The 12,024-nt window shown below is 72.6% G+C and carries 15 protein-coding genes; 1 reads left to right on the plus strand and 14 read right to left on the minus strand.

The window, feature by feature from the left end; translation table 11 throughout:
- Position 1: 1 nt before the first annotated feature.
- The 14 genes from AB0310_RS00555 to AB0310_RS00620 all read right to left on the minus strand — a co-directional run bounded on the left by AB0310_RS00555 (position 2) and on the right by AB0310_RS00620 (position 11,314).
- Entirely contained in the window at positions 2-1,366 is a 1,365-nt protein-coding gene (locus AB0310_RS00555) for a flagellar hook-length control protein FliK (protein ID WP_366236360.1), read from the minus strand.
- Positions 1,363-1,785, minus strand: coding sequence for a hypothetical protein (locus AB0310_RS00560; RefSeq protein ID WP_187663405.1), 423 nt, complete (start codon positions 1,783-1,785; stop codon positions 1,363-1,365). The genes AB0310_RS00555 and AB0310_RS00560 overlap by 4 nt, the downstream gene beginning before the upstream one ends.
- Positions 1,782-3,074 carry a FliI/YscN family ATPase gene (locus AB0310_RS00565; RefSeq protein WP_366236361.1) on the minus strand — a complete coding sequence of 431 codons (1,293 nt, stop codon included), beginning with the start codon at positions 3,072-3,074 and terminating at the stop codon, positions 1,782-1,784. The genes AB0310_RS00560 and AB0310_RS00565 overlap by 4 nt, the downstream gene beginning before the upstream one ends.
- Complete coding sequence (locus tag AB0310_RS00570) at positions 3,071-3,679, minus strand: FliH/SctL family protein (protein ID WP_259955191.1); 609 nt, start codon at positions 3,677-3,679, stop codon at positions 3,071-3,073. The genes AB0310_RS00565 and AB0310_RS00570 overlap by 4 nt, the downstream gene beginning before the upstream one ends.
- A complete protein-coding gene (gene fliG, locus AB0310_RS00575) occupies positions 3,669-4,673 on the minus strand; it encodes a flagellar motor switch protein FliG (RefSeq protein ID WP_187663408.1) in 1,005 nt (334 codons plus the stop codon). The genes AB0310_RS00570 and fliG overlap by 11 nt, the downstream gene beginning before the upstream one ends.
- Positions 4,670-6,292, minus strand: coding sequence for a flagellar basal-body MS-ring/collar protein FliF (fliF, locus tag AB0310_RS00580; protein WP_366236362.1), 1,623 nt, complete (start codon positions 6,290-6,292; stop codon positions 4,670-4,672). The genes fliG and fliF overlap by 4 nt, the downstream gene beginning before the upstream one ends.
- Positions 6,292-6,552 (minus strand): flagellar hook-basal body complex protein FliE, encoded by a 261-nt coding sequence (gene fliE, locus AB0310_RS00585; protein ID WP_051582258.1) that lies wholly within the window; start codon positions 6,550-6,552, stop codon positions 6,292-6,294. The genes fliF and fliE overlap by 1 nt, the downstream gene beginning before the upstream one ends.
- A 41-nt stretch (positions 6,553-6,593) precedes the next feature.
- Positions 6,594-6,989, minus strand: a complete 396-nt coding sequence (locus AB0310_RS00590; RefSeq protein ID WP_071327494.1) for a flagellar basal body rod protein FlgC — start codon at positions 6,987-6,989, stop codon at positions 6,594-6,596.
- Positions 6,986-7,327 (minus strand): flagellar basal body rod protein FlgB, encoded by a 342-nt coding sequence (flgB, locus tag AB0310_RS00595; RefSeq protein ID WP_025104347.1) that lies wholly within the window; start codon positions 7,325-7,327, stop codon positions 6,986-6,988. Before flgB ends, AB0310_RS00590 begins: the two co-directional genes overlap by 4 nt.
- Before the next feature lie 112 nt (positions 7,328-7,439).
- Complete coding sequence (locus AB0310_RS00600) at positions 7,440-7,736, minus strand: hypothetical protein (protein WP_363445537.1); 297 nt, start codon at positions 7,734-7,736, stop codon at positions 7,440-7,442.
- Positions 7,733-8,119, minus strand: a complete 387-nt coding sequence (fliS, locus tag AB0310_RS00605; RefSeq protein ID WP_363445957.1) for a flagellar export chaperone FliS — start codon at positions 8,117-8,119, stop codon at positions 7,733-7,735. Before fliS ends, AB0310_RS00600 begins: the two co-directional genes overlap by 4 nt.
- Before the next feature lie 2 nt (positions 8,120-8,121).
- Entirely contained in the window at positions 8,122-9,510 is a 1,389-nt protein-coding gene (fliD, locus tag AB0310_RS00610) for a flagellar filament capping protein FliD (RefSeq protein WP_366236363.1), read from the minus strand.
- Between the two features lie 88 nt (positions 9,511-9,598).
- Positions 9,599-10,429, minus strand: a complete 831-nt coding sequence (locus AB0310_RS00615; RefSeq protein ID WP_197971868.1) for a flagellin N-terminal helical domain-containing protein — start codon at positions 10,427-10,429, stop codon at positions 9,599-9,601.
- Between the two features lie 81 nt (positions 10,430-10,510).
- Positions 10,511-11,314 (minus strand): sigma-70 family RNA polymerase sigma factor, encoded by an 804-nt coding sequence (locus AB0310_RS00620; RefSeq protein WP_268777198.1) that lies wholly within the window; start codon positions 11,312-11,314, stop codon positions 10,511-10,513.
- Between the two features lie 218 nt (positions 11,315-11,532).
- On the opposite strand from AB0310_RS00620, the gene flgN reads away from it, so the two are divergent.
- Complete coding sequence (gene flgN, locus AB0310_RS00625; protein WP_025104341.1) at positions 11,533-12,015, plus strand: flagellar export chaperone FlgN; 483 nt, start codon at positions 11,533-11,535, stop codon at positions 12,013-12,015.
- Positions 12,016-12,024 lie beyond the last annotated feature (9 nt).

The raw sequence follows: 12,024 nt of genomic DNA on the forward strand, positions 1-12,024 counted from the left end.
GTCAGGCGTAGACGTCGATGCCGCCGAGCGGAGCGACGGGCGGTGCGGGCGGGGGCGGGGGTGGAACTTCTGCCGGTGTCGGCGGGACGGCGGAGGCGCGCGCGGCCGCCTGGTGCCGCTGGGCGTCGGCGCCGCCGTTCCCGGTCTGACCGCCCGTCCCTCCGTGCTGCGGCGAGGAGGGCGAGCCGTCCGACGTGGTGAGGCTGAGGGTCGCCTGCGGAGCGGCGATCGCGAGATCACGGCGGAGGTCGCCGAGGATGGCGCGCAGCGCGTCCCGCCCGAGCTCGCCGGGTGCGTGCAGCTCGATGCGGATCGTGGACCCGGCGATGAGGGCGCGCACGGTCACGGGGCCGAGGTTCTCCGGCGAGACGGTCAGCGTGATCCGGTGGTCTCCGTCCGGGGCCTGGGCGAGGGACACCACGGGGGCCGCCACCTGCGGGAGGAGAGCCGGGCGGGCCGGCGCGGCGACCGCGCTCGGCGGTGCCGCGGGGGCGAGAGCGGTGGCGACGACCGGGCTCGGGGCGGCAGCGGACCCCGCGGCCACGGGATCGACGCTCGGCGGGGCCGCGGCCGGCGGGGCGACCGATGCGGGGATCGAGGGTGCCGCCGGTACCGGGACCGCGTCGTCGGCGGTCGTCGCCTCTGCAGCGGAGGTCGAGGGCACGGTCGACGTGCGAGCCGGCGCGGCTGCGGAGACTCGGGGCAGGGAGAGGTCGGTTCCGGTGGCCGTCCCGTTCCCGACGGCGGTGCCGGGGGGCGCGACTTCTCCGGTCTCTCGACCCGGGGTGGGGGGCCGCAGGCCCGGTCGGACGGTCGCCGGGTCCGGAGACGGTGCGGAGGGCGGCACCGACGTCGGGAGGAGCGGGACCGCCACGGCGTCCCCGGCGTCGGACGGCGAGGCGGAGGAGGGGGTACCCACGGTCTCCCCGGAGGCGGGCGTCGCCGCGGCGCCGGCCGTGCCCTCGCCGGGTACGAGGAGGGCGTCCTGCCCGGCGGCGGACGGGAGGCGCGGAGGCGAGACCGCCGTGGGTGTCTCCGTCGTCGCCGGAGGTGCGTCCGATTCGGCGGAGAGGGTTGGCACGAGTGGCGCGCCGGCACCCGCGGGAGTCGGCGGGGCGGGGAGCAGCGGTGAGACGGTCGCGGCGCCCTCGACCGGAACGGTGGCGGCAGGCTCGGCCTCGGTCGTGGTCTCCGCGGCGCTGCCGGGGTCGTCGGTCGCACCGGGACCGGGGGCCGCCGTCTCCCGCACCGCATCGCGCACAGCCTCGGCGAACGCGGTCGCACCGGGCGAGCCGGCGCGTGCGGCTGCGGCGGAGGGACGCACGGGGCGGGCATCCAGGGCGGTGAGGAGGTCGAGCGCGGTCATGCCGTCTCCTCCGTCCGCGAGCGCGCGGCGATCTCGTCGAGCTCCGCCTGCTCGGCGTGCAGGTCGGCCGTCCGCATGGCTACCGCGTGGTTGTCCGCGAGTCGTTCGAGGCCGCGGAGCGTGCGCCGGGCGTCCGCGTGCGCGGATCGCGCCTCCGCGACCGTCTCCTGCTGGAGGTCGGCCAGCGCGGTGAGGTCGGCGAGCAGCGCCCGCCCGGAGACCCGGGCCGCGGCGAGCGCAGCGAGGGTGCGCACGTCGACGGCCTCCGTGTCGGTACCGGCCAGGTGTGCGCGCAGGGCCCGGTCCCTGGCCTCGGTGTGCTGCGCGTCGATGACCGCGCGCGAGAGGCGCTGCGCGGCGGCGCGCTCCTGGATCTCCCGCACGCGCAGGAGACCGGCGAGAGAGAACCCTCTGCTCATGACACCCCCTCGAAGGCGGAGACGAGGCCGTCCAGCCGCGTCCAGGACTCCTCGATCGCGCTCGTCTCGTCGAGCGGCTGGGTGAGGAAGGCCGAGATGGCGCGCTCGTGGGCGATCGCCGCGTCGATGCGGGCGTCGGCACCGGCGTGGTAGGCCCCGATGTCGATGAGGTCGTTCGCACGGCGTCGGGCAGCGAGCACGGCGCGGAGGGTGGCCGCCTGTGCACGGCGCTCCGGACTCGTGATCTTGCCGGCCACGCGGGACACGGACCCGAGGACGTCGATCGCGGGGTGGTGGCCGGCGAGGGCGAGGGCGCGATCCAGCACCACGTGGCCGTCGAGGATGGAGCGGACCGTGTCGGCGATGGGCTCGTTGTGGTCGTCGCCGTCGACGAGCACGGTGTAGATGCCGGTGATGGACCCGGCGCGGTCGGTGCCGGCGCGCTCCAGCAACCCGGCGAGGAGGGAGAAGGTGGACGGCGGGTAGCCGCGGGTGGCCGGCGGCTCACCCGCGGAGAGCCCGATCTCGCGCTGGGCCATCGCGACCCGGGTCAACGAGTCCATCATGAGGATCGCGTGGGCGCCCTCGTCGCGGAAGGCCTCCGTGATCCGGGTGGCGGTGAAGGCAGCACGGATGCGGGCCATGGCCGGCTGGTCCGAGGTCGAGACGATGACGACGGACCGGGCGAGTCCCTCCGGCCCCAGATCGTCCTCGATGAACTCCCGCACCTCGCGACCGCGCTCGCCGACGAGGGCGATCACGGTGACCTCGGCCTCGGTGCCGCGGGCGATCATCGACAGCAGCGACGACTTCCCGACCCCTGACCCCGCGAACAGGCCGACGCGCTGTCCGCGGCCGACGCTGACGAGGGTGTCGAGGGCGCGCACGCCGAGGGGGAGCGCGGTGTCGATGCGGTCGCGCTCCATGATCGAGGGGGTGTCGTGATCCAGGCTCACGTGCGGCGCCGCGAGCGGACCCTTCCCGTCGATGGGGCGTCCGAGCCCGTCCAGGACCCGGCCGAGCAGCGCCGATCCGGTGGGAACCCTCACCGGGCCGCCGCGGCCGCGCACGGGGGCGCCGACGGTGAGCCCGGCGACCGAGGCGAGCGGCATGCAGCGCAGCCCGTCCTCCCCGGTCGCGACGACCTCGGCGTCGATGCCGTCGAGCGTCACCACGTCCCCCACGGCGCCGTCGAGCCCGCGGACCTGCACGCTGAGGCCGCGGACCTGCGAGACCTCGCCGATCCGTTCCGGACGCGCCGCCTCGAGCACCGTCGTCCAGGCGCTCACGGCGCGGCCTCCGCGACCGCGCGGCGCGCCCGGTCGAGGGCGGTCCCCACCCTGGCGTCGATGACACCGTGCTCCAGCACGGCCACGGCGTCGCCGCGGGTGAGGTTCTCGTCGGGCACGAGCGTGAGTCCGGAGATGTCCTCGCCGGCCTCCGCGGAGAGGACGCGGAGGTCGTCCGGGTGCAGACGGAGGCGACGTACGGCGGCCGCATCGGTCGCGCTCAGGGCGCGGCGGGCCGCGGCGGCGGCCGACGCTCCTGCGTCGCTCAGCTCCGCGGCGATGATCAGTTCCGCGAGGTCGATCGCATGGGAGTGCACCTGGCTCGTCGCAGCGGACTCCAGCTCCGCCTCTCGGGCGGCGAGGGACCGCGCGGCGGCGTGCAGGGCGGCGACGGCGGCGGTGACGTCCGCGGCGCGGGCGCGCTCCCGTTCGGCCAGCTCGGCCTCGGCGACGCGACGGGCGGCGTCGGCGTCGGCCGCGCCCGCCCGGAAGCCCGCGGCGTGTCCCTCCGCGTACCCGCGGCGGCGGGCGCGCTCCTGATCCGCGCGGTGGTCGGAGCCGCCGAGCCGGGGGAACGCAGCGGGGGCGAAGGCGTCAGTAGACATATTCGTCCTCGTCCGCCCGCTGCACGGTGATGTCTCCCGCGGCCTCCAGGGCACGGATCGTCCGGACGATCTCGGCCCGCGCCTCCTCGACCTGGGAGACGCGCACCGGGCCCAGGGTCCGGGCCTCCTCGTCGAGGTTCTCGCGGTTGCGCTCGGACACGTTGCGGCGGATGAGGTCGACGATCGGCTGCTGCGCCCCCTTGAGGGCGAGAGCCAGGGAGCGGATGTCCATGCCCCGCAGCACGCGCTGGGTGTCCCGGTCGTCGAGCTTGACGATGTCCGCGAACGTGAACATGCGCGAGCGGATGTCCTCGGCGAGGGCGCTGTCGCGGTCCTCGATGCTGGCCAGCAGCGCCTTCTCGATCGTCGCTCCCGAACGCCCGATGATCTCCACCAGCGGCTCGACGCCGCCGAGCACCTCGGGGCTGTCCCGCGAGGCGAGGCTGCCGGTCCGGGCCTTGAGGGCGTCGGCGACGATGACGATGGCCTCCTGCGAGGCGGTGCCCATGGTGGCGATGGCCTGGGCGACGTCGGTCCGCGCCGGATCGGGCAGCGCAGCGAGGACGGCGGCGGCCTGTTCGGCGGGGAGATGGGCGAGCACCAGGGCGACGGTCTGCGGCAGCTCCCCGTCGAGGAGCGTGGCGAGGTGGGCGGCGTCGGCGGAGGCGAGGAAGTCGAACGACGCGCTCATCGACGTCGAGCCGACCCGGCCGAGCACGGCTGCCGCCCGCTCTGAGCCGAACGAGGCCTCCAGCAGGCCCGCGGCGATGTCGCGTCCGCCGCGCGCCGGAGGGAGGTGCCCCGCGGCGATGCGATGGAACTGCCCCAGCGCCTGGACCGTCGTCTCCGCGTCGAGATCCTGCAGCCCGATGATCTCGGCGGCGACGGCCTCGGCCTCCGCCTCGGAGAGGTGCTTCATGACCTCGACGGCCTGCGCGCGGTCGAGGTTCATCAGGACGATCGCGGCCGTCTGCCGATCCGTCAGTCCGCTCATACCCGCGACCTGTCGTCGATGAGGGTGCGCAGCAGCTCCGCGGTGCGCTGCGGATCCTGACGGGTGAGCGCGGCGATCTCGGCGCGGCGGCGCTCGAGGCTGATCTGCGTGGGCTCGGGCTCGGGATCCGGGTCGAGGTCGGGTACCGGCTCGAGGAAGGCGAGCGGCGTGGTCGGCGCCTCCAGCACGGCCGTCGGCGCGTCCGCCGAGAGCGCAGACAGCTCGACAGGACGATCGCCGAAGAGCTGGTCGAACTCCTCCACGCCGCGCGCCTTCCGCCGGGAGCGGACGATGAGGGCGGCGATCGCGGCGATGAGCGGGATGGCGATGGCGGCCGCGATGATGACGGTGTTCAGGAGGGCGGCCTGACGGGCACCCTCTTCGGCCTCCTTCGCCGCCTGCAGCGCGGCCTGCGCGGCCTCGGCATCGGTCAGGCTGAAGGCGACGAGTTCGACGGCGAGCTCGTCGCCGCGGGTGCGGTCGATGCCGGCGGCGGTGGCCACGAGGTCGCTGAGCTGGGCGGAGCTGAGGTCGCCCCCGGCCCCGGCGTCCACGGCGACCGACACGGACTGCCGCAGCAGGGTGCCGGCGGGAGTGGAGGTGCTCTCCGTGGCCTTGTTGACGGCGTTGGTGCGCGTCTCCTCGGTGTTCGTGTAAGTGCCGTCGCCGTTCCCGTTCGGCACGGCGATGTTGTCCGGACCCAGGACCCCGGCCTCGGAGGTCGATCCGTTGCTGTTCTGCTCACGGACCTCCTCGGTGAGCGGGGGAGCGCCCTCGGCCGGCGTGTAGGTCTCCTCGACGCGTTCGTTCACCGAGCGGTCGATCTCGGCGACGACGGTCACGGTCGCATTCCCCGGGCCGACCACGGTGTCGAGCATCTGCTGCACGCTCGCGGCCACGCGGGCCTCGTAGTCGCTCGCCTGCTGATCGAGTCCGCCGGTGGCCCCGCCGCCCACGGTCGAGAGCGTGCGCCCGGTCTGATCGACCACGGCGACATTCTCCGGCTTCATGCCGCTGACGGCCGCCGAGGTGAGGTGCACGATGGCCTCGACCTGCTTCTGGTCGAGCGTCGTGCGTCCGGCGGTCTCCACGAACACGGAGGCGGTCGCATCGACGGTCTCCGACACGAAGACGCTCTCCTCCGGGATGGCGAGCTGCACCGACGCGGCGGAGACGCCGTCGATGGCGGAGATCGTCGCGGCGAGCTCGCCCTCGATCGCGCGCTTGTAGGTGACCGACTGCTGGAACTCGCTCGTGGTGACACCCATGTCGTCCAGCAGCGAGTACCCGGCCGATCCGGCGCTCGGCAGCCCGGCGGAAGCGGCGGCGAGCCGCTGGTCGTACACGTCCTTCTCGGGGACGAGCACCGTGGCGCCGCCGTCGGCGAGCTCGTAGGGCACGGAGGCGGAGCGCAGCTGCTCCACCACGGCGTTCGCGTCCGAGGCGTTCAATCCCGAGAACAGCGGGGTGTAGGTGGGGCGGCTGAGCCAGCTGGACAGCGCGATGATGCCGAGCGCGAGCACCGCGATACCGATGATGGCGATGGTCCGCTGCGCGAGCGAGAATCCGGCGACCACCCGCCGCATCCGCTGGAACGCCCCGGTCACTGCCGGGGGCATCAGGCCTGCATCCGCATGATCTCGTTGAACGCGTCGACGCCCTTGTTGCGGACGGCGGCGACGAGTTCGAGGGTGACGGCGGCGCGCGAGGACGCGATCATCGCCGCGTGGATGTCGTCGAGGTCCCCGGTCACGGCCGCGACCTTGAGGGTGTCGGACTCGGACTGCAGCGAGCGCAGTTCGTCGATCGCTCCGGTGACGCTGTTCGCGAAGGCCGTGTCGTCGCCCGTCTTCGCGCCCGTGACGGGCGAGGTGGTCATGCCGAGGGACGAGGCGACGGCCTCGATGCCGGCCACGGCGCTCACGCGTTCCGTCCGATCTGCAGCGCCGCCTCGTACGAGTTGCGGGCGCGGTCCACGATCGCCGCGCTCGCCTGGTATCCGCGCTGCGCGAGGATCAGCTGGCTCATCTGGTCTCCCAGGTCGATGTCGGGGTAGCGCACGTAGCCGTCGGCGTCGGCGAGCGGGTGGTCGGGCTGGTGCACGAGCCGGCCCTCCGCATCGCCCTGGACGGTCCCGGCGACGTAGACGCCGGGGGACTGGTCGCTGGTCTGGGCGAGGATGTAGCGTGCCCGGAACGCCGCGCCGTCGGTGGGTGTCGCGGTGTTGATGTTGGCGATGTTGTCGCTGATGGCGTCGAGCCACTTCCGGTGCACGGTCAGCCCCGTGCCGGCGATCCCGATGGCGTCGAAGGTCATGACGTCCTCATCGCGGTGCGCATCGAGGAGAACGACCCGTTCACGGCCTGGGTCGCGAACTGGTAGCGCAACATGGTGTCGATGCTGGAGAGGGTCTCGGTGTCGAGGTTCACGTTGTTGCCGTTCAAGCGCGTCGGCTCGAGCGAGGTCCCGACCGTGGCGGACACGTCCCCGTCGCCGGCGGCGATCGAGTCGGCGAGCGCCGCCTCGAACTGCACACGCTTGGCGTGGTAGTCGGGGGTGTTGATGTTGGCGATGTTGTCGGCGATGGCTCGCTGGCGCAGCGAGAGGCCGTTCAGCGCACTCGTCAGTGCGGTGATGGTCACAGAGTCGAACACGAACCGGCTCCCCGTGTGTGGGCGAAGTGGCCGTTCCCTGGCCGAGTCTTGCGAGCCATCCGTGCTCTCGGGAGACTGTCGGCCGTTCGTGCGGTTTCGTTAGGAGGGTCGCTCACCCGTCCACATCGAGGTAGGCGGGAGCATCCGGCGGGCGGGGTGCCGGAACCCGGCGGACGGCGCCGAGGTGCTGCCGCAGCCCGTCGAGCTCCGACCGGGCGCGTTCCATGGCGGCGTGCTGCCGGTCGATCACCGCGCGGGCGCGGTCGGCGAGGTGCGGCGGGAGCGGCGAGGACGGCGGCGCCCAGGGGATGATGTCATGCACCTCGACGGATCCGGCCGGCGCGGCGAGGATCCGGTCGGCGTCCGCCTCGAGCCTGTCCAGCAGCGCGGCCCAGTCCTCGTCCGTCATGCGCGGCCCTCCGCGACGGCCAGGGCGGCGGTGTGCCAGGCGTCGCGCAGCGGCACGACGAGCTCGCGGCAGGCATGGGTGCGCTCCGGGTCGCGGCCGATGTTGGCGCCGATCAGCGTCTGCGACAGGAACACGTACAGCGAGCGCAGTCCGGCGCTGCCGCTCCATTCGTCGGTGAGGGAGGACGACAGCTCGGCCACGATCGCCTGCGCGTGCTGGAGCTGGGTGTTGGCCTCGGCCCAGTCGGCCGCCCGCTGCGCCGTCTCCGCGCGCTCGATGTCGAGCAGGAGCCGGTCGTAGAGCATCGTGACCAGGCGCTCCGGCGGGGCGGACAGGATGGCGTCCTCGCGGTACCGCTGCTGGGCGCGCAGGGCGGCGTTCATGCTCACGAGTCCGACCCGGAACGGCTGCTCGGCAGCGAGTTGATCTGCGAGGCGAGGTAGGAGGACTGCGACTGCATCTGCGACAGCATCACCTCGAGGCGGGCGTAGGTGCGCTCCAGCGAGGCCTTGCGCTGCGCGAGGCGCACGTCCCAGCGCTCCATCTGCTCGCCGAGGCTCTTGACCTCGCTCTCCTGGCCCGTGATCCGCGAGGTGAGCAGCCCGTCGTACTTGTCCGAGTAGGACGTCGCCGTCTGCTCCACACGCGCCGCGACCGCGGAGAAGAGAGCGCCGACGGCTGCGGGGTCCTTCGCCAGCGCCTCGGAGAACTTCTCCTCGTCGAAGGTGAGCTTGCCGTACATGTCGGTCGAGATGCCGACCGTGGAGGGGGAGACCCCGTCCACCGGGTGCTGGATGGCGTCGGCGAGGGCGGTCCGCAGGCCGCGGATGGTGCTGTCGCCGGTGAAGACGCCGAGCGTCGTCTTCTCGCCCTGTCCCGCGGCGACGGTGGCCTTCGAGCCGTTGTCGATGCGGGTGAAGATGTCGGTGAGGAGGGCGATGAACTCGGCGGAGGCCTTGGCCCTGGCCTCGCTGTCGACGGCGACGGTCACGGTGACGGGGGACGTCGAGACGGTGGAGACCGTGACGTCGACGCCCTCGAAGAGATCGGTGAAGGTGTTGCCGGACGAGGTGATGACCTGTTCGGCCGCGGTGCCGGCCCAGAGGCGCAGCTGCGCGTCCGTGCCCGTGGCGATGACGGCGGCCCCGGGCTCCGTGGACACGTCCGTGGCGGTGCCGGCGGTGACGGCGGCGAGGTCTCCCGCGTAGACGCGGAAGCGTCCCGCCTCGCCGGACTCCTCGGCCCGGAGCTGCAGGCGGTAGACGGGGGTGCCGTCGGCGTCCTTGCCGGCGGGGACGGCGGTGGCGAGGACGCCCGTGTCGGCGTCGTTGATGGCCTGGGCGATGTCCTGCATCGAGGTGGAGTCGGCCTGCACCTGCACGCGCTTCCCCGTGGCGTCCTCGAGGGTCAGCACGGGCGGGTCCGCGGGCCAGCGGGAAGCGGCGGCGGAGACGACGGTGTGCGCCTGGGCGACGCGGTCGACGACGATGTCGGTCGACACGGGCGCGGCGCCGGTGCGCAGGGCGACCTTCACCGATTCCGACGACGAGGTGCCGGTGAAGCGGTCGAGACCGCCAGGCGCTGCGGCCTTCTCGGCGGCGGCGGCGAGGTTCTGCACGGCGGTGTTGAGGGTGCGCAGCTGTGTCATGACGACGTTCTTGTCGTCGATCTTGGCCTTGAGCAGCGTGCGGGGGATGGCGTGCACGTCCATCAGCGCCTTGATGACCTCGGTGGTCTTCAGCCCCGACACGAGGCCGTCGAGCGAGAGCGACATGCGGCTTCCCTTCTGTGTGCGGCGGGGCCCGGGTGACGGCCGAAGCCGTCACCCGGACCCCCGGAGTGATTCCGTGCGGCGGCGCGGGTCAGCGCAGCAGCTGGAGCACGCCCTGGTTGGCCTGGTTGGCCTGGGCCAGCATGGCCGTTCCCGCCTGCGACAGGATGTTCGCGGACGTGAACTTGACCATCTCGGACGCCATGTCGGTGTCGCGGATGCGGCTCTCGGCGGCGGCGAGGTTCTCGGCCGACACGTTGAGGCTGTTGATGGTCGACTCGAAGCGGTTCTGCAGCGCACCGTAGCCGGCACGTGCGGTCGAGACCGCCTGGATCTGCGTGTCGATGCCCGCCAGAGCCGCGCCGTACGTCGCCGCGTCCGTCATGCCGGCCGCGAGCGTCTTGATGTCGGCGCCGAGCGTGGCGAAGTTGGTCAGGCCCACCGAGATCTGGTCCTCGGCGGCGACCGCACCCGCACCCACCTGGAACGTCAGCGTCGCGCCGCCCGAGAGCAGCTTGATGCCGTTGAAGTTCGTGCTCGACGCGATCCGGGTGAGCTCGTCGCCCAGGGCGGAGATCTCGGTCTGGATGGCCTCGCGCGACTTCGCGTTGTTCGAGTCGTTCGCGCCCTGGTTGGTCAGGTCGCGCACGCGCTGCAGGATGGAGTGCACCTCGGTCAGGGCGCCTTCTGCGGTCTGGATGACCGAGATGCCGTCCTGGGCGTTGCGAGCCGCGACGTTCAGGCCGTTGACCTGCGAACGCAGGCCCTCGGAGATCGCGAGGCCGGCGGCGTCGTCCGCTGCGCGGTTGATGCGCAGACCGCTCGAGAGCTTCTCGAGCGACTTCGACAGGTCGTTCTGCGTGTTGGACAGGTTGCGGTAGGCGTTGAGCGCGCCCACGTTGGTGTTGATCTGCATACCCATGAGGGTTTCCTCCGTGATGTGTTGTACGGGAGACCATCCGTGGTCTCCTGCCCTGACCTATCGGCGGAGGATGCGGACGCGTTAGGCGGGGGCGGCGGCGCGGAAGACGTCGCCGATCCGGACGCCGGCGGCCTCGGCGATGCGGCCGAAATAGGCGTCGCGTGCGGCAGGCGAGACGCGGGTGGTGGTCGTGGTCTCGGTGCCGCCCTCCGCGAAGTAGCGGTCGAGGGCGTCGCGGAGCAGGCGCACGGCCTCCGACCGCTGCTGCGAGACGGCCGAGTGGGTCACGCCCAGCTCCTCGGCGATCTCCTTCACGGGCCGCTCCTCGATGTAGACGGCCACGATGATGCGCCGCATGCGCTCGGGGAGGGCGCCGATGGCGTGTTCGAGCACCTCACGCCGTTCGCCGACCATCGCCGACTCCTCCGGCAGCGGGATGTCGGCGACGAGATCGCGCGTGGCGGGGTCGTCCAGCGGGGCGACGGTGCGTGCGGCGTCCGCGAGGGCCTCGACGACCACCTCCTTGGGGGAGCCCATGGCGGTGGCGATCTCGGTGGCGGTCGCCGTGCGGCCGAACGCGGCGGTGAGGGTCTCGCGGACGGCGACCGTCTCCTTGATGCGCTTGCGGATGCCGCGGGACGCCCAGTCCATGGCGCGCATCTCGTCGGCGAACGCGCCGAGGATGCGTCGACGGGCGTAGGCGCCGAAGGGGACGCCGAGCGCGGGGTCGTACGCGTCGGCGGCGGTCACGAGGGCGAGCGCGCCGACGGCGGCGAGCTCTTCGCGGGGGATATGGGTAGCCCGAGCATGGGTGTCTGCAGCGAGGTAGCCGACCAGGGGGAGGTTGGCCTCGACGAGGCGGTTGCGCTCAGCGCGCGACGACATGGGGGATGATCCACCTCTCTGGATGCACTCCGGAAGCTCATGGCGAGGGATAGATGGCCATATCACAAGGTCCGAGATATGTCCATGGGGAGCACTAACCGCCGCCAATGCACATAGTAACCTTAGGGGCGCGGCGGCCGATAGAGATTTATGAACCGTTAACAGGCGGGCCGATCGCACCCGCGTGGGGCGGGGGATCGCTGGGGACAAAGGGGATCATGGGAGCCAACGAACTATCGATGCAGCTCTGGCGCGAGCGCGAGCTGCTCGAGATGCTGCTTTTCAAGCTCGACGAGCAGCAGCTGCTGCTCGCCGCCGGCCGGTCGCACTGGATCCAGTTCGCGGCCAGGGAGATCGATCAGGTGCTCGACCGCCTCCGCGCGGCGAGCCTGGCCAGGGCCGTCGAGGTCGCCGGTGTCGCCGAGGAGTGGGGGGCTCCTCAGGACGCGACGATCGGTCAGCTCATCGAGCACGCTCCGGACGGAGCCTGGGGCGATGTCTTCACCGACCACATGCGTGCGCTGGTGAAGCTGACAGCGGAGGTCGAGCAGATGCGCGACGCCGCCGCGGAGCAGCTCAGCGGAGTGCTCCGCGCCACGCAGGAGACCATCGCCGCTCTCGGCCAGGAGAGCGGCGAATACACCACCCGCGGCGACCGCGCCCGCGAGGACGCCGCCCGCATCATCGACACCGAGATGTGACCGAGAGGG

Source organism: Microbacterium meiriae (genome assembly GCF_040702565.1).
Taxonomy (GTDB): domain Bacteria; phylum Actinomycetota; class Actinomycetes; order Actinomycetales; family Microbacteriaceae; genus Microbacterium; species Microbacterium meiriae.

Coding starts and splice junctions, on each gene's coding strand:
- fliD (WP_366236363.1), bottom strand. CDS start 9,510: ATGTCGCTCTCGCTCGACGGCCTCGTGTCGGGGCTGAAGACCACCGAG.
- fliS (WP_363445957.1), bottom strand. CDS start 8,119: ATGAACGCCGCCCTGCGCGCCCAGCAGCGGTACCGCGAGGACGCCATC.
- AB0310_RS00555 (WP_366236360.1), bottom strand. CDS start 1,366: ATGACCGCGCTCGACCTCCTCACCGCCCTGGATGCCCGCCCCGTGCGT.
- fliG (WP_187663408.1), bottom strand. CDS start 4,673: ATGAGCGGACTGACGGATCGGCAGACGGCCGCGATCGTCCTGATGAAC.
- AB0310_RS00560 (WP_187663405.1), bottom strand. CDS start 1,785: ATGAGCAGAGGGTTCTCTCTCGCCGGTCTCCTGCGCGTGCGGGAGATC.
- AB0310_RS00600 (WP_363445537.1), bottom strand. CDS start 7,736: ATGACGGACGAGGACTGGGCCGCGCTGCTGGACAGGCTCGAGGCGGAC.
- fliF (WP_366236362.1), bottom strand. CDS start 6,292: ATGCCCCCGGCAGTGACCGGGGCGTTCCAGCGGATGCGGCGGGTGGTC.
- AB0310_RS00615 (WP_197971868.1), bottom strand. CDS start 10,429: ATGGGTATGCAGATCAACACCAACGTGGGCGCGCTCAACGCCTACCGC.
- flgN (WP_025104341.1), top strand. CDS start 11,533: ATGGGAGCCAACGAACTATCGATGCAGCTCTGGCGCGAGCGCGAGCTG.
- fliE (WP_051582258.1), bottom strand. CDS start 6,552: ATGACCACCTCGCCCGTCACGGGCGCGAAGACGGGCGACGACACGGCC.
- AB0310_RS00590 (WP_071327494.1), bottom strand. CDS start 6,989: ATGACCTTCGACGCCATCGGGATCGCCGGCACGGGGCTGACCGTGCAC.
- AB0310_RS00570 (WP_259955191.1), bottom strand. CDS start 3,679: ATGTCTACTGACGCCTTCGCCCCCGCTGCGTTCCCCCGGCTCGGCGGC.
- AB0310_RS00620 (WP_268777198.1), bottom strand. CDS start 11,314: ATGTCGTCGCGCGCTGAGCGCAACCGCCTCGTCGAGGCCAACCTCCCC.